We start from the raw sequence: 21,757 nt of genomic DNA on the forward strand, positions 1-21,757 counted from the left end.
AACAATCCAATATCAACGATATTTCCGCACCCTCTCTAGAAAAGCACACGGTAATCAAGACAAAGTTAGCTACGGCACCTTGGAAGCGACTATCCCCTTTATTTTTCTAATTAAATTTTTCTCTGTGAAAACCCAATAACAACGATATTTCCGCGCAATCCTAGAAAAGCACCCGGTGTTCAGGACTAAATTCCCTACGGCACCTAGGAAGCGACTACCCTCTACTTCTCTGTAAAAGAAATATCGATAATATTTCTGCACCCTACCCTAGCCTTAACGCCAAGCAAACAACGGTGCTACAATAAAAGTATCTAGAACAGCCAAAAAAACAGTGAGCTTGTTATGACTAATAAGCAACGCAGTATTACCGTCTTTTACGATGGTGTTTGCCCGCAATGCGTTAAAGATAGGCGTTTCTATGAGCGCTTGGCTGGTCGAGGTGGTGAGCAGGTAAAGTGGTTAGACATAAACGGCCAAGATGAATATTTAAAAACCTTAGGTATCGACCCAGCTAAAGCACTAACCGAGCTTCATATCCAACTTCCAAATAAAACACTGTTATCTGAATTAGATGCCTACATTGTTTTAATGCAACGAATATGGCTACTTAAACCACTGGCGTATTTTATTTCCCTGCCATTAATTAGGCCTTTTATAGCCGGTGTTTATCATCAAAGAGTAACCAAGCGATTAAAATCGCAAGGTCGAATGTAATCACACTATCTCATTCGAAAGCCATTCTTCAAATTAGCTTTAAATTCATTGAGTTAAGTTAAGTCCGCTCAGTTCATTCCGTTAAGTTCATGCCGTTAAGCTTGGCTATTTGTATCAACTGCAACTATTGTTATTTATAGTCATAGTACATATTCAATCGAGTCTTAACAGCTAAAAACAGGAGATAGTTTTGCTTATAAATTCTTTAAAAACTAAACTTATCATCTTTTATTTTTTATTGGTTTTATTTGTTGTTGTTATTAAAGTCACTTCTCTTCATCTCATACAATTACCACAGCTCTACGCCTTAGAATCCATGTCAGATAAAAAAGACATTAGCCGTATAAAGATGGCGTTTACTTCAAAGAGTAAAGAGTTTGGCGTTATCAATTATGACAATGCTGTGTGGAATGATACTTATCATTATGTGAATAATAAAAATTCCGAGTTTACTGAAGATAACTTTGTTATTGATGTTTTTAAAAGCTTAGGACTCAATGGCATTAATATATTTGATAAACAAGCTGAAACAGTATGGCATCAGGCATGGGATCGTACCCATTGGAGTCCATTAACATTTACCCCTTTTGATAAGCCTTCTAACTTTGTTAAAAAAAATATTTTAATTACAGATGAACAAGTGAGTAACAACAATAATAAACCTGTTTCTCGGGTCGGCTTTACTTATATAGATGAAAAACTCATTATTTTCGCCGCAACCAGTATTTTTAAGGCCAACTTAGAGGGAAAGGCTAATGGTACTTTACTTTTTTGGCGTTTTTTTGATGAGCAGATTTTAGCTGATTTGCAACAAAGGTCAGGCATAGATTTTACTGTTGAAGTTATTCAGCCAAGCATAAGAAATTCTGTAAGGTTAACTTCAAAGAATGTATTTATACAAGACTCCTATCGCACAGAAAATGGACTGATATTTAACGTTATTCCTTTAACTAAGGGCAATGGCGCTATTAAATTTACTTATCAAGCGCCGATAAGGCAGTTTTCAACCAGTTGGTTAAATCAATCAACTATTATTACTTCGATACTTTTTTTATTAACACTGTTGCTGTTATTTATTTTTTTCCATTATTTTATAGTAAGCCCTATCTTACGAGCAGACAACATAGTCAGCGCCATTATCAAAGACAATAACTTCTCCATTCGATTTCTTAGCAAAAGAAAAGATGAGTTAGGCACTTTATTTAACTTAATTGACCGACTTTTAGATGATGTAGAGTCTAATGAGCAGCAGTTAATATCTCATAATATCCGCTTACAAACGATCAGCCAGACCGATAGTTTAACCAAGATACCTAATCGCAGAGCATTTGATAGTTATATGAAAAAGCTATTAGACACCAGTCCTTCAAGTTTGCACGCTGCAATATTGGTTTGTGATGTAGACTATTTTAAAAAATATAACGATTGTTATGGTCACGCCAAAGGCGATAAAACCCTCTATACCATTGCACAAGCATTACGAAAAAACTTACATGAAGATACCGACTTTGTCGCACGTTATGGCGGGGAAGAATTCGTGATAGTGCTAAAAAATACAGATCAAAAAGCAGCACAATCAGTCGCTAATAATTTAGTAAAAATAATAGCTGAGTTAAAGATATCACATCAAGATTCTGACATAGCTGATAATATCACTATCAGTATAGGTATTCATGCTTTTACTATAGCGGGGCAAGAGCAACATATGCCATTATTTGAACTTGCCGATCAAGCGCTTTACCAAGCGAAAGAGCAAGGGCGAAATAGAGCTGTCGCAGTAGGATAATGTTGTATTATACCCATTGCTTTATTTTTTGGAGCGTAGAGTACCGTTATGAATTATATAATTGAAAGTTAGGGGTTGGAAGTTAGACCTCACAGTTATCACTCAGGACTAATTCCTAATGACTCAGAAGAAAGGTAGGCTTGAAGACAAAGCTAAGGCCAACATTAATTGACCATTACACAGGTTCAGCGCTAGGTTAAATATTAATACCCCATACGATGATGCAATTATTTGGAGATGAAAGAGGTTCCTCTTTAAAAATTTTCGCGCCAGGGATCATTGCGACCAACTCTTTTGCTTTGTATGAGCGAAATTCTTTCGGCGTTATTTCGTTATAGGTAATATACCCTCTCTTTGAGTTTAGAATTACCTTGTCCAAATAGACGTCCTGCAACGTACGCGGTAGCTCAGTAAAGGCATAATTACTCATCACAAAGTCATAGTCTCTCTTACCTAGTTCGTTCATTGTCTTGTAAGAAAGCACCGAGTTGATAATGAAATTATCCAAGAACCTTTGAGTTAGAGATAGAGCCGGCTGTATGTCAACAAGGCAATATGAGGCAGGGTTAAATAATGTATTGATGACTCTGCATTGTCCTCCATAGCCAACGCCAATTTCACAAGCGTCAAAGTTGTCAAGGCTACCGAAATGTTTCTTGATATCGCTAAGAACCTTAATATAGCGAAGAGTAGATGGAGAAAACGTTCCTATATTTGGATAGTCATATGTCCTCGGATTTCCCCATTCATCATTTGCTTTGAAGTCATGAATTTTATCCATGATTTCTAAATCATCAGATATGAGTTGCAGGTACTCATTTCCCTCTGCTTCTGTAACATGTTCTAGTATTTGGTTGTAAATAGGGTGTCTTCTAAAATTATTGAAGAGCCTATAGTTATTACTGGCTTTAATACAAACTTGAGGATAGGTTTGGTTGTCTGATAAGCTAGTCGAAATACGTTTTGGGACTGAGAATGTATAAATTTTTCGGATGATACGCGTTAAGTGTTTATTCATTGCTTTTCCATCTAAAGTCTGAGGCCTAAATATCATTTAGCTATGAATAACATAACTCCAATAAAAATCGATTCAGCAACGATAGATTTCCCATTAGCTTGAGAAATAAAACTTGCCTTGGAATGATGACCAACACCTTGGTAAAATCGTTGCCTACATAAGTTATAGTAAATAATAGGCTTTGGCTAGTATATAAGTGAACTGCCTATTTTTGCATAAACAAACAGATAACATAAATAAAATAACAAAATACACATTCACAGCAGAAGTTCTTTAAAGCACTTTATTGAAACGAAATTTGACCTACATATCAACTTTCACTCAGTAGTTAGAACTAGCTATAAACTACCCGTACTGATAACTATAAAACCTTACATAAATAATTGTATTGATTCTTTGTTAATAAAAGCCATACAATTTACCTAGAAAAAGCCATTACATCTATTAGAGCAAAGATCATTCCTAATCAACCAGCTAATCAAAAAATCAAGAACAACTCAGCCGCCATAGGGGTATTTGACTCAGGTGTCGGCGGACTCTCAATTGCAAAGTGTATAGCCGAGCAATTACCTCATGAAAACATTATTTATGTAGCCGATAGCCTTCATGCGCCTTATGGTGAAAAGTCTGTTGATTTCATTATTAAGCGCGTTAACACCATTGCAAAACACCTTATGGCTAAAGGCGTTAAAGCCTTGGTTATTGCGTGTAATACCGCTACCGTAAATGCCATTGAACAACTTAGAGCGCAAGTAAGTATTCCTATTATTGGCGTTGAACCTGCAATAAAGCCAGCTGCGAAACAGAGTATTAGTAAGAAAATAGCAATATTAACCACACAAGCCACTAGCGAAAATCAACGCTTTAAAGACTTGATTGACTTACATCATAACGGTGCTCAAGTGCTCATTCAGCCCTGCCCTGGTTTGGTCGAGTTTATTGAGCAAGGAAAACATCACAGCCCTGCATGTAATGCCTTATTAAGACAATATATAGAGCCATTAGTGAACCAAGAAATTGATACCTTAGTGCTTGGTTGTACCCACTACCCCTTTGTGCAACAACAAATAAGCACTATCGCCGGTAAACACATTAGTATTATTGAAACCGCCGCTCCGGTTACCCTACAGTTAGCCAAAAAGTTAGCGGAGATGAATTTAACTGCTTGCCATACACAGCAAGGTAAAACTCAATTTTTTAGCTCACTGGTTAACAAGCAACAAGAAAAAATATTTAGCCAACTTTGGCAAGCATCACTTACTTTACATACGCTAGACCATAATTAAGCTATCCATCAATACTTTAATTACGGCTGCAATTATCAAAAAAAATTAATCTAGCTTAATATAATTAATTATTTTAGCCGTTTAGCCGTCTAGGCGTGAAAAAAACTAGATAGTTGATTTCAACAAGTGTAGAATTGCCACATTATTTTATATAACTCAAATTTTTCTGAGGACATATGTCTAGACACTTTTTTACTTCCGAGTCTGTTTCTGAAGGCCATCCTGATAAAATTGCCGATCAAATTTCTGATGCGGTATTAGATGCTATTATTGCCAAAGATAAACATGCCCGTGTTGCCTGTGAAACTATGGTAAAAACCGGTGTTGCTATTATTTCTGGTGAAGTAACGACTACCGCTTGGGTTGATTTAGAGCAGATCACTCGTAATGTTATAAGTGAAATAGGCTATACCTCGTCTGATGTTGGTTTTGATGGCGCTACCTGTGGCATCATGAATTTAATTGGTCAACAATCACCTGAAATAGCGCAAGGTGTTGACCGTAGTAACCCAGAAGATCAAGGTGCTGGTGACCAAGGTTTAATGTTTGGTTATGCTACCAATGAAACACCTACGTTAATGCCGGCACCAATATACTATTCACACCGTTTAGTTGAGCGTCAAGCTGAAGCGCGTAAATCGGGTATTTTACCTTGGTTACGTCCAGACGCTAAATCGCAAGTGACCTTTATCTATGAAGATAACAAGCCAGTAGCGATTGATACAGTAGTACTTTCTACTCAGCACAACCCTGATATTAAACAAGAAGACTTAGTGAATGCGGTAATGGAAAACATTATCAAGCACGTATTGCCCGCTGAGTTACTTACACCTGAAACCAAATACCATATCAATCCAACCGGTCGTTTTGTTATTGGCGGCCCCGTAGGTGATTGTGGTTTAACCGGTCGTAAGATTATTGTTGATACTTATGGCGGCATGGCACGTCACGGTGGTGGCGCATTCTCGGGTAAAGATCCATCCAAAGTTGATCGCAGTGCTGCTTATGCCGGACGTTATGTCGCTAAAAACATTGTTGCTGCGGGTCTTGCAGATCGCTGTGAAATACAAATATCTTATGCCATTGGTGTTGCTGAGCCTACTTCGATTTCAATCGATTGCTTTGGTACTGGTAAAATCTCAGAAGAGAAATTAGTAGAGCTAGTACGTGACCACTTTGACTTACGTCCATACGGCATTACTAAAATGTTAGATTTATTACACCCTATGTATCAGCAAACAGCTGCATATGGTCACTTTGGTCGTGAACCTTTTGAAATGACAGTCGGTGATGATACATTCACCGCCTTTAGCTGGGAAAAAACAGATAAAGCAGACGAGTTACGTACAGCTGCGGGTTTATAAATTCAGTTAGCTCCAAGATACTATTTTCTGCGAGTGAGCAAATAGAAATTATGTATTGTGCTAACTCCTAGACATCCTGTCTCCGTTACACCCGTACATCCTGTACATAAAAAAGCCAGTATACCTATAGGGTATACCGGCTTTTTTGTTTATGTTTTAATCATTTATGACTTAGCCATTTATGACTTAGCCATAGACTAGTTAGCGGCATCTAACCTCTTACGTAGGCCCTTGCCCCAACCTTTAAAAAGATTTTTTGCATCTTTAACGCGTTCCATTGAAGTATTTGGTTGGTAATCACTACCAATAGCGATAGTACCTTCAAAGATATGAATCAGGCTTCTTGTTTTACCGTCACGTAACTGAACTGATAAATGGAACTCACCTGAGCCTTTTATTGTCGCTTCTTTATCATTTTGTAAGGCGTATGGCATAAAGCTGATAATTTCTACATCAACAATAAGAACACCTTTACCTTCTTTGCCAACAACTTCATAACGACCATTATTCTCTGTTAAACCTTTTTCAACACCTTCTTTAAAGCGTCTTTTCAAGTGAGCTAGGTTGCTGTCGGTTACTTGCCAATGAAAACTGTCTTTATCAATCCAAGGTGGTGAAATAATTTTTGTATGAGATAGGTCTAAATCTTCAATATATACTTTATTGTAACCACTTAATGAAATAATTGGGCTAGCAAAGTTTTTATCTACAGTAAGGATTTCGCCAGCAATCGCTGACTGACCGGCTAAACCTAACGAAAACACACCCGCCGCGAGCGTGGTAAGTATAATTTTTTTCATTGTTATTCCTTTTAATTTAGATTGCTTAAGAAATTACAAGTAATCTCCTAGCTAGTCAAATTAAACTAACAAAAGAAAACATTTATTGCCGATTTCATTGCTTTTTAACCTAACTGCCCATATTTCAGTTGAATCGTCACAATTAAATTAGCCAAGAATAACTGAGTAACTATGCGCAACCCTAGAATTTATCAACAAAGTCAGTTTGCAATTAACGAAACCGTAACATTATCTGCTGACGCCTTTGGTCATGTGGTGCGAGTTTTACGCTTAAAAGAAGGTGACACCATTACACTATTTAACGGTACTGAGTCGTTTCAGTACACCGCAACACTTTGTAATGTCAGTAAAAAATCAGCGGATGTGCAGATAATCTCTCAAGAAGAAAATAACACTGAGTCGCCACTAAATATCCATTTAGGCCAAGGTATATCTCGCGGTGATAGAATGGACTTTACCTTACAAAAATCGGTTGAGCTGGGCGTGAATACTATTACCCCTTTATTTACCGAGCGCTGCTCAGTTAAGTTAACTGCAGAACGTCTTGAGAAAAAACGTCAACAATGGCAGAAAATTGTCATTAGTGCTTGTGAGCAAAGCGGCCGAACAAGTGTACCCGTGGTTGCTGAGCCGATGTTGTTAGCCGACTGGTTAAAGCAAGAGACCAGTGCCTTAAAAATCAACTTACACCCCAAGGCACAGCACTCCATCATGAGTTTACCGATGGAGAATACGCGTGTGCGTTTACTTATTGGTCCTGAAGGTGGTTTAAGTGATGAAGAGATCAGCCAAGCCAATGAAAATGACTTTGTTGATGTCCTGCTAGGCCCCAGAGTATTACGTACTGAAACGGCAGCATTAACAGCAATTACCGCATTACAATGCCGCTTTGGTGATTTACACTAAACTTATTGTTGTTTTTCTCAACTACCGCGTTATAAAATTCCTCATTGATTAACCTCAACTCGGTATTTTTCCCTGGTATTTGAATCAAACACCTTCAAATTAATAAACGCTAACGATAAGATAAACAGAAGCTAAATATACGTTAAGCGACTTTTAACTACAGCGTTAAAAATCAACATTGAACAGGATATAAAATGACGACAAATAAAGTAATAAAACTCGGTATAGTAATGGATCCTATTTCACAAGTTAACGTGGTCAAGGACTCATCAATGGCAATGTTGCTTGAAGCTCAGCAGCGTGGTTATGAACTTTATTACATGGAGATGAAAGACTTATACCTTGAGCAAGGTCAATGTCGCGCGACCACGCATAAAGTTAAAGTATTTGATGATAGCGAGCATTGGTATGAATTGTCAGACCCTCAAGATATTGCAGTAAGTGAATTAGATGCGGTATTGATGCGTAAGGATCCACCGTTTGATACTGAATTTATTTATGCAACTTACTTGCTTGAACGTGCTGAAGTTGAAGGCACCCTTATTGTTAATAAACCGCAAAGTTTGCGTGATTGTAATGAAAAATTATTTACTGCCTGGTTTAGCGAATTCACCCCTAAAACATTGGTTACTCGTAGCAGTGACAAAATTCGTGAATTTCATAAAAAACTGCAAGATGTTATTATTAAACCTCTTGATGGTATGGGGGGCGCATCAATATTCCGCATCAAAGCCGATGACGTTAACGTGGGTGTCATCATCGAAACCTTAACCAATCATGGTCAGCAATATGCCATGGTGCAGGAGTTTATGCCGGAAATTTCTGAGGGTGATAAACGTATCCTCATTGTCAATGGCGAAACTATGCCATATTGTCTAGCGCGTATTCCGGCCAAAGGTGAGACTCGTGGTAATTTAGCTGCTGGCGGACGTGGTGTCGCTCAACCACTCAGTGTCAGCGATAAAGCCATTGCTGATGCTATTGCGCCCGAACTTAAAAGACGTGGACTATACTTTGTTGGCCTTGATGTTATTGGCGATAAAATCACTGAGATCAATGTCACTAGTCCAACTTGTATCCGTGAAATTGAAGCAGCATACCCAATCAATATTAGTGGTAAGTTGATGGATGCTATTGAAGATAACATCAAAAAATAAGAGCGAGATTGCATGGCAAAGCTACCCAAAACAGCACTAGAAACACCTCTAAAAACAACGTTTAACCACGAGGTGATCAACGATGAACCACAATCTATGGCTAGCCTTGAGAATCAATTGTTGATTGCCATGCCTTCTTTAGGTGACCCTTATTTTAATAAAACAGTCACCTATATTTGTGAGCACAATAAAGATGGGGCTATGGGTCTTATTATCAACCTGCCCGTTAAAATTACTTTATCCGAGCTGCTTAAACAGCTTGAGCCAGAAGCGATTGAAAACACTGAAAAATGTGGTAGCAAGGTGAGTAGTGATCTTGATGATAGCAGTAACTTAACTAAAAACAGTGATAGCGCCGCCGTAACGGATATAACTAATAGTTTAGAGCAATTAGTGTTGTCAGGTGGCCCCATTTCTCAACAGCGTGGTTTTGTCTTGCATAGCTCTCAAACTGGCTGGACTAGCTCATTAGCACTGAGTAAAGAATTAATGATCACCACTTCAAAAGATATCCTACTAGCATTGGGGACAGATAAAGCTCCAGAGCAATTTATCGTAACACTGGGCTATGCTGGCTGGGGACCTGGTCAACTTGAACAAGAACTCCAAGCCAACTCTTGGTTAACAACCCCTGCGGATAGCGAAATTCTTTTTAAGACGCCAATAGAGCAACGTTGGAAAAAAGCCACTGAAAAACTGGGTATCGATATCGCGCATTTATCTTCAGATATTGGTCATGCTTAAGTACTATTTATCGGTGCTGCTCCAACATAACACGCTCAAATACAATGGCAGTAAACGTTACCAAGTAGACTATTGCGACTTAACGATTTAATGCCCCAAGGAAAAAGATGTCGACTACAAGTAAATCACCTATTGGCCAACGCACCGTTATCGGCTTTGATTTTGGTAAAAAATATATTGGCGTTGCCGTTGGACTAGAAATGACCGGCAGTGCCACACCACTTGGCTCGGTTAGGGCTAATGATGGTATTCCTCATTGGGATAATTTAGCCAAATATTTAAAAGAATGGCAGCCTGATTTTATTGTCGTTGGTTTACCTTTAAATATGGATGGTAGTGAGCAGCAACTAACCCTAGATGCTAAGAAATTTGGTAACCGAGTGCAAGGCCGTTTTGGTATCAAGGTGGAGTTTCAAGATGAGCGATTAACCACCGCTGACGCCAAAGAGCAACTGTTTTCACGCGGAGGTTATAAAAACTTATCAAAAGATAACATCGATGCTGAGTCGGCGAGATTGATTATTGAAAGCTATTTTGAGCAGCAATACGATTAATTCCATGATTTTCTGTCCTAATAATATTATAAATTGACTTTTAACTCATTGAGATTAGACTAAAAACTAGCCTATTCTCAATGAGTTAAATTATCATGCCCGCTAAGTTTTCCTTTATTTTTCCTTACCTTTTTGTGTTATTTGTCACCTTAATTACACTCAGCGCTTGTGACAGTAATAAACCCGGTCTTGCCTTAGGTACATTAGAGCGAGAGCGCATTGCTCATACTGCCACAGTGAGTGAAGTTATTACTGCTTTACCGGTAAGTGCAGGTAGCCAAGTCACTAAAGGCACGGTACTTGTAAAACTTGATGATACTATTCAAAAAGCCTTTGTTGCTAAAGCCCACGCTCAAATGCAGCAAGCAAAAGCGAATTTAGAAAAAGTCCATAATGGCGCTCGTGAAGAAGAGGTCGCAGCAGCCTCAGCACAAGTTGCCGGCGTAAAAGCGGCGTTAGTTAAAAGTGAAGCCAATTATCAACGGGCAAAAATATTAATTAAAAAAGAATTAGCTAGCCAAGCCACCCTAGATAATGCCCTCGCCTCCCGTGATGAAAATACCGCTAAGTTACATAACTCACAAGAAAAATTACTTCTACTCATTAACGGCGCTCGACTTGAAGACTTAAAAATCGCCGAGGCAATTTTAGCGATGACTATTGCCGTATTAGATAGTGAAAATAAAAAACTCAAAGATTTAACCGTTACCGCAAAACGTGACGGTCTATTAGATAACTTACCCTGGAATCTTGGTGAACGAGTCACCATAGGCAGCCCTGTCGCGATAGTACTTGCCGGCAATGCCCCTTTTGCCCGAGTTTATGTGCCTGAACCCTACCGAGTAAAAATAAAAGTAAATGATAAATTAACGGTACAAGTTGATGGCTTAGCTGATCCTATTATCGGAACGGTGCGTTGGATTTCATCTGAGCCAGCATTTACCCCCTATTTTGCCCTAAACCAAGAAGAGCGTGCTAACTTGATGTATTTGGCTGAGATACAGTTACCTGATAGTGCGGCAGACTTACCTATGGGTGTGCCCGCACAAGTGCGTATGCCATGAGTATTAACATGAACATAGGCAAAAATGATGGCTTCGCCATAAGTGCGAGCAAATTGACCCGAAATTTTGGTCCATTAACCGCCGTATCAGCGTTAGATTTAACTGTTGAAAAAAAAACCATCTATGGGTTTCTTGGCCCTAATGGTTCAGGTAAAACCACGGTTATTCGTTTACTGACCGGGTTGTTAAAGCCAAGCAGTGGTCAAGTGAGTGTACTCGGCTGTCACTTACCTCAAGAAGCCAATAAACTACGTTTACAAATTGGTTATATGACACAAAAATTTTCACTCTATGATGATCTTACCGTTAAAGAAAACTTGCAATTTATTAGCCGGATTTATGGTTTAACGCCTAACGAACAAAAGGCGCGCTTAAGTGAATTACTCAGTATTTATCAATTAAACTCATTAAGTAAACAACTTGCCGGTAGCATGAGTGGCGGTCAAAAACAGCGTTTGGCACTTGCAGCAGCGGTGTTACACAAACCTAAATTACTATTTTTAGATGAACCGACTTCCGCAGTCGACCCTCAAAACCGCAGGGAGTTTTGGGAACAATTATTTGATCTTTGCGATCAAGGCACCACCATTTTAGTATCAAGCCATTATATGGATGAAGCTGAGCGTTGCCATAGATTGGCGATTTTAGAAGATGGCATCAAAAAAGCAGATGACTCTCCACAAGCATTAATAACCAATTTACCCGCAAAAGTTGTCGAAATTGAGGCCAATGATCTTCGTCGTATCAAAGACAATTTAACCAAATTGCCGCAAGTGATCTCGGCAGCTCAATTAGGGACTCACTTAAGAGTACTGGTGAAACAAGAGGTTGAACAACCGATACACTTTTTACAGCAACAGTCTTATTTAACAAAAAATGATAAATTCACTTTAGTAAGAGCAAGCCTTGAAGATGTTTTTGTTACCTGTACAGGCAAGGGGGCTATTGCGTCATGATCTCATATTCACGGTTAGTAAAATTAATACTTATTAAAGAACTCTTACAGCTCAGCTGTGAGAAGGCTGATTTATCAACAAAGGATAAATTCAGCTTAATTAGAGCAAGCCTTGAAGATGTTTTTGTTACCTGTACAGGCAAGGGGGCTATTGCGTCATGATCTCATATTCACGGTTAGTAAAATTAATACTTATTAAAGAACTCTTACAGCTCAGCTGTGAGAAGGCTGATTTATCAACAAAGGATAAATTCAGCTTAATTAGAGCAAGCCTTGAAGATGTTTTTGTTACCTGTACGGGCAAGGGGGCTATTGCGTCATGAACGCTTCATTGTTAAGAGTAAAAGCAATAGTAATCAAAGAATTGTTACAGCTTAGCCGCGATAAAATGACTTTTGGCATGGTAATAATGATCCCCCTAGTACAGTTACTTTTATTTGCTTTTGCCATCAATACTAATGTTCGCAACATTCCTGTTGGCGTCGTTGATCATAGTCAAACGTCCTTAAGCCGAATTTTGCAACAAACCGTGTCCGCTACTGGTATTATCACTTTCACTCATAGTTACCACTCGGTAAAGGCCGCACAAGCAGCCATTGACAGTAATGAAGTGCGTGCTGTGCTAATTATTCCATCCGATGTAAGCCAACGTTTAGTCAGGCATCCCAGTGTCGGCTTTGGTTTACCACCTTCAAGTAAACAAGAAACAAGCAGACCCATTGCGCAATGGTTAGTCGATGGCTCAGATACCATAATCGCTAGCAGCATTAAAAGCTTACGAAATATGCCGCTAACAGAGCTGCTAGATAAGCCTGCTAACCGTAATACCGCTACCTTTGAAGTAACCTTACTTTATAACCCCGAACAACGTAGCGTTGTTAACATTGTTCCGGGCCTCGTCGCCGTGATACTGACCATGACCATGATAATGTTTACCTCTGCCGCTATCGTTAGAGAGCAAGAGCACGGCAATATGGAGATGCTTATTACCACGCCACTAGCCTCAATTGAGCTGATGATTGGTAAGATAATTCCTTATATTTTTATTGGCGCAATTCAAGTCAGTATTATTTTAGGGCTGGGTTATTGGCTTTTTAACGTGCCCTTTAATGGCGACTTAGCTCAACTTACACTAGCAACATTTTTATTCATTTGCGCCAGTTTAGTGCTTGGCTTAGTGATATCAACCATTGCCAAAAGCCAATTACAATCAATGCAAATGACGGTGTTTATTTTACTACCGTCGATTTTGCTGTCTGGTTTTATGTTTCCTTACGAAGGCATGCCCCAAGCAGCGCAATATATTGCTGAAGCACTTCCGGCGACACATTTTATCCGCTTAATTAGAGGCGTAGTATTGCGTGATGTTGCTTTGGTTGAGATGAGTTTTGATATGCTTTGGCTGATTGGCTTTACGTGCTTAGGTCTACTGGTCGCAGCATTGCGCTTTAAGAGGACACTCGATTAGCCTTGATAGAGTGTCTGAAGCAAAATTAACTACCGCTCACTACTTAACGCTATTACTTAACGCTATTAGTTAACGCTATTAGTTAACGCTATTAGTTAATGCTTATTAGCACCTACCATAATCATTGCTCGTTCGGGCGTAAATACCTTGCCTTGGTTATCAACAAACTTAAAAGGTATGGCGATATTTTTTAATCCGGAATTTTTGAGAATAGAAAAATGTAGGTGAGGTCCGGTAGAGAAGCCGGACGATCCTGAACGTGCTAACCTGTCACCTAAAGCGACTTTGTCACCCTCTTTCACCAGCGCTGTATCCATCAGAATATGTGCATAAGAGGCAAAGGTGCCATCGTCATGAAGTACTTTAATGCCGTTAGCCTTATCTAAAAAATACCGGGTAGTACCACTCATATGGTAATCATCTTTTACCCAGACGACTGTTCCTGCTCGCACAGCCGTTAAATAAGTACCCACATTCATGGCAATATCAACGGCATACTTATTGTAATCATTTTGATGAGAAAACTGGCCATTAAAGGCTTGTGTGATGGTGTGCCCTTTCGGTGAAGCAAAAGGTGCATGGTATAGGTAATTATCCGGCGTTTTAGTAGGATCACCCAAGGCCCAGCGATAATTTACCTTGTCAGTGTTATTATCACTATGAAATAAGGCAATACTCTCTCGGGCAGGAATAACTTTCCTTACCGATTTTTCAGTGACGGGTGAGGTGAAACCTATTTCAATAGGCGTGTAATAGCTATTTTTAGCATGTAAGGCAAAGCCTTCACTATTTTTCACGTAATAAAACTTAATTCTTGCGTTTGGCTTTTTATCTTGACTGTATTTTAACGTTTCAAATTTTTGTTTTTTTTCTGGCGGTTTGTCACTAAAAACCCAATGACCGTTAGCATCTTTGTATTTATACATTTCCCCCGCTTGGCAAATATTTAAGTCGGTGCAAAGTAAGAGTAAAACCAGTAAGAGCCATAAACCTTTTATCATTACCTTTCCTTGTTTACGTTACCACCACCCTAGATTGATTAAGTCAGTGGTGCCCGATAATAACTAAATGAAGCTAAATTAAGCTAAATTAAGCTAAGCTACACTACGAGAATAGTTTACTCTGTTAGCATTATCATGGCCTACTTAGCTGACAATTAATTTTTAACAAAAGGACATTATGCAATATGCTAAAACAATGTGGCATAATTTTACTGTTATTAGCGAGTACTTACTCGTTTAATTTATCCGCTAAAATTTATACTTGGACGGATAAAGAGGGCAAAGTGCATTTCAGCGATAAGCCGGTAGCTGATGAAAAAGTGACTATAATAACGCCTAAAAAAAATAAGAATATTGCTAATCCCGTCACCACAGGCAGCCAATGGCAACAAGACTATAATAAAGCTAAAGCAGCAAAAGCTAAAAAAGCCCAAAAAGAAAGTCAATTACTACAAAAAAACCGAGGTTATTGCCAGCAACTGAAACGCGAACTGGCGACAATCAATCGAGGCGGTCGTATTTATGTCCTGTCCCTCAGTGGCGAGCGTACCTTTAAAAACGAAGCTCAACTAAAAAAAGACAAAAAAGAAATCACTAAAGCCTATAAAAAAACTTGTCGCTAGCTTATTAGAAGATTCTCCGCTGAGTTACTTTAAAGGGCTAGTGAATTAAAAGGCATAGTAGATTTAACGGCAGAGTAGATTTAAAGGTATAGTTAAATTTAGAGCGAGTTTTCGAGAGATACTTTGGCGTCAGTCTTTGCGGATTAAAAATTGAGCGTTAGGATTTAAGAGACAGTTATGACTGGTGAAATACCCGTGATAAAAATTAAAGCGCAAAGTAATCACCATGCAGTTTTTTTAATGCTGATGGCGCTAATAGCCTTTATTTCCACTTTAGTCATTAGCCAAAACTATTGGCGACAATTTCAGTTAGTACTTACCTTTATTTACTTGGCTGAGTTGGTAATATTCATCACCGGTTTAGCTAAGTATCTGCAACCCAAACATAGTTTATGCCTTTCGCCTAGTGGTATAAACTATCAGCACACCCATGGACACTGGCAACTTGATTGGCACGATGTTCAGCGAATATCTTTAATGCATGGCACACTAGGGCTAACACAAATACGTCTGCCTTATATTGGCATTCGTTTATTGCAGCTATCAACTCTTGCCAAAAACATATCTCCTCGCCTAGCGAACCGGTTGATTCATGAGCAAAGACCATTACTCGCTATTGCTATCCGCCTGGAGTTTATTACCCTAGAGCAAAGCCAACTTAACTTTACTTCGTTTGAGTTACCTGGAGGTGAAATATTGAAAGGGCCATTAGCAGCCTTCTTTCATCACACTACCGTATTAGAAAAGGCATTTGGTTATCACTTATTTCTTCCTGAGACAGCGCTTGATCGTGAGCTTGATGAGTTTTGTCGGTTACTTAACCAATGTATGAAGTCTTCGGTGAATTATCACTAAAGTGTAAACTTAGGCATTTTATCAACCAGTAAATCAATAAAACAACGTACTTTAGGTGATAAGTATTTTCGGCTTGGATAAATAGCATAAACATTAATAGTTGGCGCAATATAATCACTAAATAAGATGGCTAAGCTTTTTTCTTTAAGTGCTTTTTCCATAACGAACTCAGGTAACCGGCAAACCCCGTGATCTGCAAGCACCATGGCCAGCTCCATACTTGCGCTATTGCATAATAACTTAGCTCTGACCTCAACTTGGCTATCCGTGCCATCGCTATGTCGATAAGACCACTTATTAGCTTGTTTTAAATTGCTATAACAAATGCATTGGTGCGACTTAAGTTGCTCTGGAGACTCAGGCAAGCCAAAACGTTTAAGATAATCATGAGAGGCTACGGTATAACCTTTACAACTATAGATTTTACGACACACCAAACTTGACTCCGTTAGTTGCTCTGTCGCTCTAATGACCAAATCAAAGCCATCTTGAACGAGATCTACATGCCGGTCATTTAAGTCTAATACCAGGTTTACCTCCGGGTACTGTTGCATAAATGTCGACACGACCTCCTGTAAGTGACTTTCCGCAAATGAAGTTGGACAGCTTACTTTGAGTACTCCTTTAGGCTCTATATGGCTTTGTGTTAATAGCGATAGTGCATCTTGAGCATCAAAAACTAATTGCTGACATTGCTCATAATAAACTTGCCCCTCTGGAGTCATACTAATTGAACGTGTAGTACGATTTAACAAACGTACCCCAACGCGAGCTTCAAGTTTGTTCAGAGATTTACTGATGTAAGAGTTAGAATGGCCTGTTGCCTCTGCAGCGCCAGAAAAACTGCCGCACTCAACCACTTTGGTAAAGATCACCATGCCGTCGAATAGTTTTGAATCGTGATTATGAGTCATTTGGAAATAGTTTTTCTCAATTAAAGGTATTAATTAGGTTCGATTATCGTTATATACTACTTACATCTTAAGTCTAAACCAAAATATTTAGTCATTAAATTGTCTTATTAATAAATATAAAAGGAAGCATCACCATGAAATTATTAGCCTTTGCAGCCAGCAGCAGTTCAAAATCAATCAATAAACAACTGGCCACCTACGCAGCCTCATTAGTACCCGGTGCTTCGGTAGAAATATTAGATATTAACGATTATGAAATGCCTTTATTTAGCCAAGATAGAGAAGAGCAATTAGGTCAACCAGATGCCGCCAAAGCATTTTACGCTAAACTAGGGCAAGCGGATGCTATTATCATTTCTTTTGCTGAACACAATGGATCTTATACTGCCGCTTATAAAAATTTATTTGATTGGACTTCTCGCATCGACATGAAGTTATTTCAAAACAAACCAATGGTTTTACTCGCCACGTCACCGGGTCCAGGCGGCGCAAGTACAGTTTTAGCTGCAGCAACAGGCTCAGCCCCTTATTTTTCCGCTGATGTAAAAGCGAGTTTATCTATTCCAAGCTTCTTTGATAATTTTGATAGTGAAAAACAAGTGATTACTAACCCAGAAATACTTGATGAATTACAATCAGCCTTAGCACAGCTAACCTAAGAACTACTTGTTTTTAGGTGAGTAATTTAGCGACTTACAGCTTAAGTTACTTACCTAAAACAGAGCTACTTGCCCTGATAAAGTGCTCTGAAATAATTCCTAGCGTTATTCAAGTTATGAGCTATAACTTTTTACCTTGCCATTATTACATTTAGCCCCTTGAATAGTGCGACCAGTTAGCATAAATTGGCTTACATTATCTTTGCTCAAAATTCTTGATTACTCTATGACTCCAGTTAGCTATTTCCCGCACCAAAATAATGAAATGTATGTTGAAGGTATTGCTATTCGCGATATTGCCAAGCAGGTACAAACCCCTTTTTATTGTTATTCAAGTTCAGCCATTGAAGCAAGTTACCAAGATTATCAAAACGCCTTTAGCGACCAAGACGCTTTGATTTGTTATGCGGTGAAAGCTAATAGCAACCAGGCAGTACTGACTACCTTAGCTAAACTAGGCTCAGGTGCAGATGTGGTCTCTATGGGCGAAATTCATCGGGCAATATCCGCCGGAATTCCGGCAAATAAAATTGTCTATTCGGGTGTTGCTAAAACACAGGATGAAATTACCTATGCTTTATCGTTAGGTATTTTCCAGTTTAATGTTGAGTCTGAGCCAGAGCTTGAGCTTATCTCTAAGGTTGCTACGTCACTTAATACCACAGCAGCAGTTGCTTTTCGTATTAACCCGGATGTGTGCGCGCAAACCCATGCAAAGATATCTACTGGTAAAGCAGAAAATAAGTTCGGAATCCCTATTTCAAAAGCTCGTTTGGCCTATAAACAAGCCGCGGCGTTACCTGGAATAAAAGTTCAAGGCGTTGATGTTCATATTGGCTCGCAGTTAACCAGTTTGGCTCCTTTTAAAGAAGCCTATCAACGTATTGCCGAGTTAGTCATTGAGTTAAGAGCTGACGGTCACGACATTAGCGTCGTTGATGTTGGCGGCGGCTTAGGTATTACCTACCTCGATGAAGTTATTCCAAGTAAGCAGACCTACGCTGATATGGTCAAGGCGCAACTTGCACACCTCAATTGTAAAATAATCCTTGAGCCCGGCCGCTCACTCTTAGGTAATGCCGGCACTCTAGTCTCTACAGTGGTGTTTGTGAAAACAGGTGAAGAACGTCAATTTTTAATGCTTGATGCCGGTATGAATGATTTAATCAGACCCAGTATGTATGAAGCCTATCATCAAATCATTGCCGTCAATAAAGGTACTAAATCCTTAAAAACCTATGACGTGGTTGGCCCCGTTTGTGAAACCGGTGATACCTTTGCTAAAGCCAGAGCAGTACACGAGTCTGATGCTGGCGATTTAATTGCCATTATGAGCTGTGGCGCCTATGGTGCGGTAATGTCATCGAGTTACAATACCCGGATGTTAGCGCCAGAAGTGATGGTGAAAGGCGAGCAATTTGCCGTAGTACGAAAGCGTCCAAGCTACGAAGATATTATTAACCAAGATGTTACGCCAGACTGGTTGTAAAATTTACCATTATTAGCAGTCAATGAGCGCTATTTACTCATTGACCGCTTACCACCGACGAATTTTTTGACCGTTTAACACCAACTTGCTTCTTGTCTTGGTTGTTTCAAGTGCTCTTCAATATTGGCTAACAACACCCGATAGCCAATATTTCCATACAGTACCTGCCTACCATTATCGATAATATACGATGGGCTACCTTTTAAGGATAATACTTTAGCTTGTTGGTAATCAGCCATCAACAAAGCCATTGCACTGCCATCACACAAGGAATTTTTGATCAGTTCTTTATCAATATCTACGCTCTTGAGCAAGGAAAACAACAACCTTAATTGCCCAATATCTTGTCCCTCAATGTAAAAAGCCTGTCGTATTAATAAGGCCAGTTCATTGCTTTTTTCTTTACCGCAACTCAGTTCAACTGCCTTGAGTATTAAATGCGCATTAGCTGAGGTATTAGGGCGAATTTTATGCCATATATTTGGGTTTATCACGGCATCTGGATAAGGCGCCGCTGAGTCAACAACATGTTTTGCAAAACCAGCGTACCCTCCTCGATCAGCCCATTGTTGTGGGATTTTATTACTGGCGTCACCAAAAACATCAAGGTAATGGTATCGCACTTCAATTTTACCTAATAACTTTTCATTAAGTTCTTCAATGCGGCGTTGTGCTATCCAAGCCCACACACATAAAACATCACTGTAATAATCGATAACGACTGGGGTTGGCATACTTATCTCCATTTTAATTAAATTGAAAAATTATTTTGAAATGCTGAGTTGGTTACGCTAATAAGTGATGAAGTAATCGGTGATTAGCCACAGGCTTTACAAATATCATCTAGACTTGAGGTAATAACTGATACGTTAAGGTACCCTACTCGCTTTAGCTGCTCAGCAGAAAAAACGGCTCGTGCGCCTGTTGCGCAGTGTACAAAAATAGACATTGCTTCATGCGGATGTATTTGTAGCATTTTCATTTCAACTAAACCACGTGGGATATTAATAGTACCTTTAGCTGATTTTTCAGCGTATTCACTCGGCTCACGAACATCAATTATTACACCGCCTTCAAGTTTAGCTAACGCCACAGCCTCTGCAGCGCTTAGAAGTGTTAATGACTCTTTCGCTTGCGCTATTACTTCTGGTATTGTTTTTAACATATTAGTTCTCATTTTAGTGTGGGTTAAAACTGATTGAAGTTAAATTAAATGCGTTAACTTCATTCACTTACACTGACTTCAGTGCACTTTGTAAACTGCTTTGAAATATTAGTTAGAAGCTAAGACTATTTAATCCTCTTTGAAGCCGAGTTTTCTAAAAACAGACATCATAAAACAGAACTTAGTAAAAGCTGATAGTATTAAATTAGCAGCAATAAAGGCTGTAAACCAAAGCCAATCTTGCGTGTAATTAATGGCTAAATAGAGTGATAGCAAGATAAAAATACCGGCGGTCAATCTTAGCGCTTCATTTATGGTCATTTTGTTTCCCTTAAGTTAACTACATATATTTTTATGGTTTAGGCACTTACTTGATGTAAGCCTTGAGTTAACAATCAAGAATAAATTGCAACCTTAGCCTGAGCCAAACCTTTATATTAGCATTTACTAATATAAGTACATTAGCCTTTACTAATTTAGAAAGCAAGTATAAAGTAAAACAACTTATTATTGAGCTTAATAATCATGGACACTTGATGAATACTGAACAAGAAGAACTGCTAGCCAATGCCCAGGAAGTTGCCGGAATATTAAAACAGCTTTCTAATCCATACCGATTGATGATTTTATGCTGTTTAAGCGAAAGTGAGCTAACCGTTGGTGATTTAAACCAGCGAATCGACCTTTCTCAATCAGCCCTTTCTCAACATTTAGCAAAACTAAGGGAAAGCGAGATAGTGACAACTAGGCGTGAGTCTCAAACCATTTTCTATCGCATAGCTAACCCTAAAATAGAAGATTTGCTCACGGTACTACAGGAGAAATTTTGTCGTGATAGTTAACTATTGAGCCAACTTATACCAAGTTGATTAAGTTCTTTCCCACTCAGCGAGAATTAAAAGGCTTAGAGGCAAGGCATTGATTGAAGAGAATGGTTATTCAGGAGAATATGCTCCTGCATTCTCTAATAAGCTGCATCCATGCAGCGTCCTTGTCAAAATCAATAACGCAGCATGTAAGCCTTTGCCTTTTATTAGGTACTCGCCCTCTGGGAGCTTGCTCGATGCCCACTAACATCGTTAAATTTATTTGATTTAGAATGACTAAACCGAAACAAATCCCCCTTGTTATTGAACATTGAGCATAGCTCTGAGTTGGGAAGAAATTTAATCAAATTGGTATTAGCCTGCACTGTTATCTAGACGGAACGAGTGCGCATAATTAGCACTAAGGAC

The 21,757-nt window shown here is 38.9% G+C and carries 23 protein-coding genes; 16 read left to right on the forward strand and 7 right to left on the reverse strand.

Features of this window, described 5'->3' with window-relative positions; genetic code table 11:
• Nucleotides 1–342 precede the first annotated feature (342 nt).
• Complete coding sequence (locus F580_RS0122880) at nucleotides 343–714, forward strand: thiol-disulfide oxidoreductase DCC family protein (protein ID WP_019030092.1); 372 nt, start codon at nucleotides 343–345, stop codon at nucleotides 712–714.
• 190 nt (nucleotides 715–904) lie between these two features.
• Nucleotides 905–2,500, forward strand: coding sequence for a sensor domain-containing diguanylate cyclase (locus F580_RS25775; protein ID WP_019030093.1), 1,596 nt, complete (start codon nucleotides 905–907; stop codon nucleotides 2,498–2,500).
• A 196-nt stretch (nucleotides 2,501–2,696) separates the two neighbouring features.
• Here the strand turns inward: F580_RS25775 and F580_RS0122890 are convergent, their stop codons facing one another.
• Complete coding sequence (locus F580_RS0122890) at nucleotides 2,697–3,518, reverse strand: putative sugar O-methyltransferase (protein WP_157443227.1); 822 nt, start codon at nucleotides 3,516–3,518, stop codon at nucleotides 2,697–2,699.
• A 506-nt stretch (nucleotides 3,519–4,024) separates the two neighbouring features.
• Here F580_RS0122890 and murI point away from each other — a divergent pair.
• A complete protein-coding gene (gene murI, locus F580_RS25220) occupies nucleotides 4,025–4,804 on the forward strand; it encodes a glutamate racemase (protein ID WP_051092124.1) in 780 nt (259 codons plus the stop codon).
• 176 nt (nucleotides 4,805–4,980) lie between these two features.
• The gene (gene metK, locus F580_RS0122900) at nucleotides 4,981–6,168 is read left to right on the forward strand and encodes a methionine adenosyltransferase (protein ID WP_019030096.1); all 1,188 of its coding nucleotides are present in this window, start codon (nucleotides 4,981–4,983) and stop codon (nucleotides 6,166–6,168) included.
• A 197-nt stretch (nucleotides 6,169–6,365) separates the two neighbouring features.
• Here the strand turns inward: metK and F580_RS0122905 are convergent, their stop codons facing one another.
• Nucleotides 6,366–6,968 carry a DUF3313 domain-containing protein gene (locus F580_RS0122905; RefSeq protein ID WP_019030097.1) on the reverse strand — a complete coding sequence of 201 codons (603 nt, stop codon included), beginning with the start codon at nucleotides 6,966–6,968 and terminating at the stop codon, nucleotides 6,366–6,368.
• 171 nt (nucleotides 6,969–7,139) lie between these two features.
• Here F580_RS0122905 and rsmE point away from each other — a divergent pair, with 171 nt between their 5' ends.
• From rsmE to F580_RS0122950, 7 genes are all read left to right on the forward strand, one after another.
• Nucleotides 7,140–7,874: a 16S rRNA (uracil(1498)-N(3))-methyltransferase gene (gene rsmE / locus F580_RS0122910; protein ID WP_019030098.1), complete on the forward strand. Its 735-nt coding sequence runs from the start codon at nucleotides 7,140–7,142 to the stop codon at nucleotides 7,872–7,874.
• Between the two features lie 194 nt (nucleotides 7,875–8,068).
• On the forward strand, nucleotides 8,069–9,031 hold the full coding sequence (gene gshB / locus F580_RS0122915; protein ID WP_019030099.1) for a glutathione synthase: 963 nt from the start codon (nucleotides 8,069–8,071) through the stop codon (nucleotides 9,029–9,031).
• A gap of 96 nt (nucleotides 9,032–9,127) precedes the next feature.
• Nucleotides 9,128–9,775: a YqgE/AlgH family protein gene (locus tag F580_RS0122920; RefSeq protein WP_026301623.1), complete on the forward strand. Its 648-nt coding sequence runs from the start codon at nucleotides 9,128–9,130 to the stop codon at nucleotides 9,773–9,775.
• A gap of 107 nt (nucleotides 9,776–9,882) precedes the next feature.
• Entirely contained in the window at nucleotides 9,883–10,329 is a 447-nt protein-coding gene (ruvX, locus tag F580_RS0122925; protein ID WP_019030101.1) for a Holliday junction resolvase RuvX, read from the forward strand.
• 95 nt (nucleotides 10,330–10,424) lie between these two features.
• The gene (locus F580_RS0122930; protein ID WP_019030102.1) at nucleotides 10,425–11,393 is read left to right on the forward strand and encodes an HlyD family secretion protein; all 969 of its coding nucleotides are present in this window, start codon (nucleotides 10,425–10,427) and stop codon (nucleotides 11,391–11,393) included.
• A gap of 8 nt (nucleotides 11,394–11,401) precedes the next feature.
• Nucleotides 11,402–12,349: an ABC transporter ATP-binding protein gene (locus F580_RS0122935; RefSeq protein ID WP_040357958.1), complete on the forward strand. Its 948-nt coding sequence runs from the start codon at nucleotides 11,402–11,404 to the stop codon at nucleotides 12,347–12,349.
• A gap of 318 nt (nucleotides 12,350–12,667) precedes the next feature.
• Entirely contained in the window at nucleotides 12,668–13,816 is a 1,149-nt protein-coding gene (locus F580_RS0122950; protein WP_019030105.1) for an ABC transporter permease, read from the forward strand.
• A 95-nt stretch (nucleotides 13,817–13,911) separates the two neighbouring features.
• On the opposite strand, the gene F580_RS0122955 is transcribed toward F580_RS0122950, so the two are convergent.
• Nucleotides 13,912–14,817: a peptidoglycan DD-metalloendopeptidase family protein gene (locus tag F580_RS0122955; protein WP_019030106.1), complete on the reverse strand. Its 906-nt coding sequence runs from the start codon at nucleotides 14,815–14,817 to the stop codon at nucleotides 13,912–13,914.
• A gap of 185 nt (nucleotides 14,818–15,002) precedes the next feature.
• Between F580_RS0122955 and F580_RS0122960 the strand changes: the two genes are divergently transcribed.
• Both F580_RS0122960 and F580_RS0122965 read left to right on the forward strand, forming a co-directional pair.
• Entirely contained in the window at nucleotides 15,003–15,440 is a 438-nt protein-coding gene (locus tag F580_RS0122960) for a DUF4124 domain-containing protein (protein WP_019030107.1), read from the forward strand.
• Between the two features lie 177 nt (nucleotides 15,441–15,617).
• A complete protein-coding gene (locus tag F580_RS0122965) occupies nucleotides 15,618–16,295 on the forward strand; it encodes a DUF2982 domain-containing protein (RefSeq protein WP_019030108.1) in 678 nt (225 codons plus the stop codon).
• Here the strand turns inward: F580_RS0122965 and F580_RS0122970 are convergent.
• Nucleotides 16,292–17,209 carry a LysR family transcriptional regulator gene (locus tag F580_RS0122970; protein WP_019030109.1) on the reverse strand — a complete coding sequence of 306 codons (918 nt, stop codon included), beginning with the start codon at nucleotides 17,207–17,209 and terminating at the stop codon, nucleotides 16,292–16,294. The two genes, F580_RS0122965 and F580_RS0122970, sit on opposite strands and share 4 nt — an antisense overlap.
• A gap of 134 nt (nucleotides 17,210–17,343) precedes the next feature.
• Here F580_RS0122970 and F580_RS0122975 point away from each other — a divergent pair, with 134 nt between their 5' ends.
• Together F580_RS0122975 and lysA are read left to right on the forward strand one after the other, a co-directional pair.
• Nucleotides 17,344–17,868: an NADPH-dependent FMN reductase gene (locus tag F580_RS0122975; protein ID WP_019030110.1), complete on the forward strand. Its 525-nt coding sequence runs from the start codon at nucleotides 17,344–17,346 to the stop codon at nucleotides 17,866–17,868.
• Nucleotides 17,869–18,094: 226 nt separating this feature from the next.
• Nucleotides 18,095–19,357, forward strand: a complete 1,263-nt coding sequence (gene lysA / locus F580_RS0122980) for a diaminopimelate decarboxylase (RefSeq protein ID WP_019030111.1) — start codon at nucleotides 18,095–18,097, stop codon at nucleotides 19,355–19,357.
• Nucleotides 19,358–19,431: 74 nt separating this feature from the next.
• Here lysA and F580_RS0122985 read toward each other — a convergent pair whose 3' ends face one another.
• The 3 genes from F580_RS0122985 to F580_RS0122995 all read right to left on the reverse strand — a co-directional run bounded on the left by F580_RS0122985 (nucleotide 19,432) and on the right by F580_RS0122995 (nucleotide 20,843).
• A complete protein-coding gene (locus F580_RS0122985) occupies nucleotides 19,432–20,091 on the reverse strand; it encodes a DsbA family oxidoreductase (protein ID WP_019030112.1) in 660 nt (219 codons plus the stop codon).
• A gap of 83 nt (nucleotides 20,092–20,174) precedes the next feature.
• Entirely contained in the window at nucleotides 20,175–20,522 is a 348-nt protein-coding gene (locus F580_RS0122990) for a rhodanese-like domain-containing protein (RefSeq protein WP_019030113.1), read from the reverse strand.
• A 129-nt stretch (nucleotides 20,523–20,651) separates the two neighbouring features.
• Nucleotides 20,652–20,843 carry a YgaP family membrane protein gene (locus F580_RS0122995; RefSeq protein ID WP_019030114.1) on the reverse strand — a complete coding sequence of 64 codons (192 nt, stop codon included), beginning with the start codon at nucleotides 20,841–20,843 and terminating at the stop codon, nucleotides 20,652–20,654.
• A 215-nt stretch (nucleotides 20,844–21,058) separates the two neighbouring features.
• On the opposite strand from F580_RS0122995, the gene F580_RS0123000 reads away from it, so the two are divergent.
• On the forward strand, nucleotides 21,059–21,364 hold the full coding sequence (locus F580_RS0123000; protein WP_019030115.1) for an ArsR/SmtB family transcription factor: 306 nt from the start codon (nucleotides 21,059–21,061) through the stop codon (nucleotides 21,362–21,364).
• Nucleotides 21,365–21,757 lie beyond the last annotated feature (393 nt).

Source organism: Colwellia piezophila ATCC BAA-637 (assembly GCF_000378625.1).
GTDB classification, from domain to species: domain Bacteria; phylum Pseudomonadota; class Gammaproteobacteria; order Enterobacterales; family Alteromonadaceae; genus Colwellia; species Colwellia piezophila.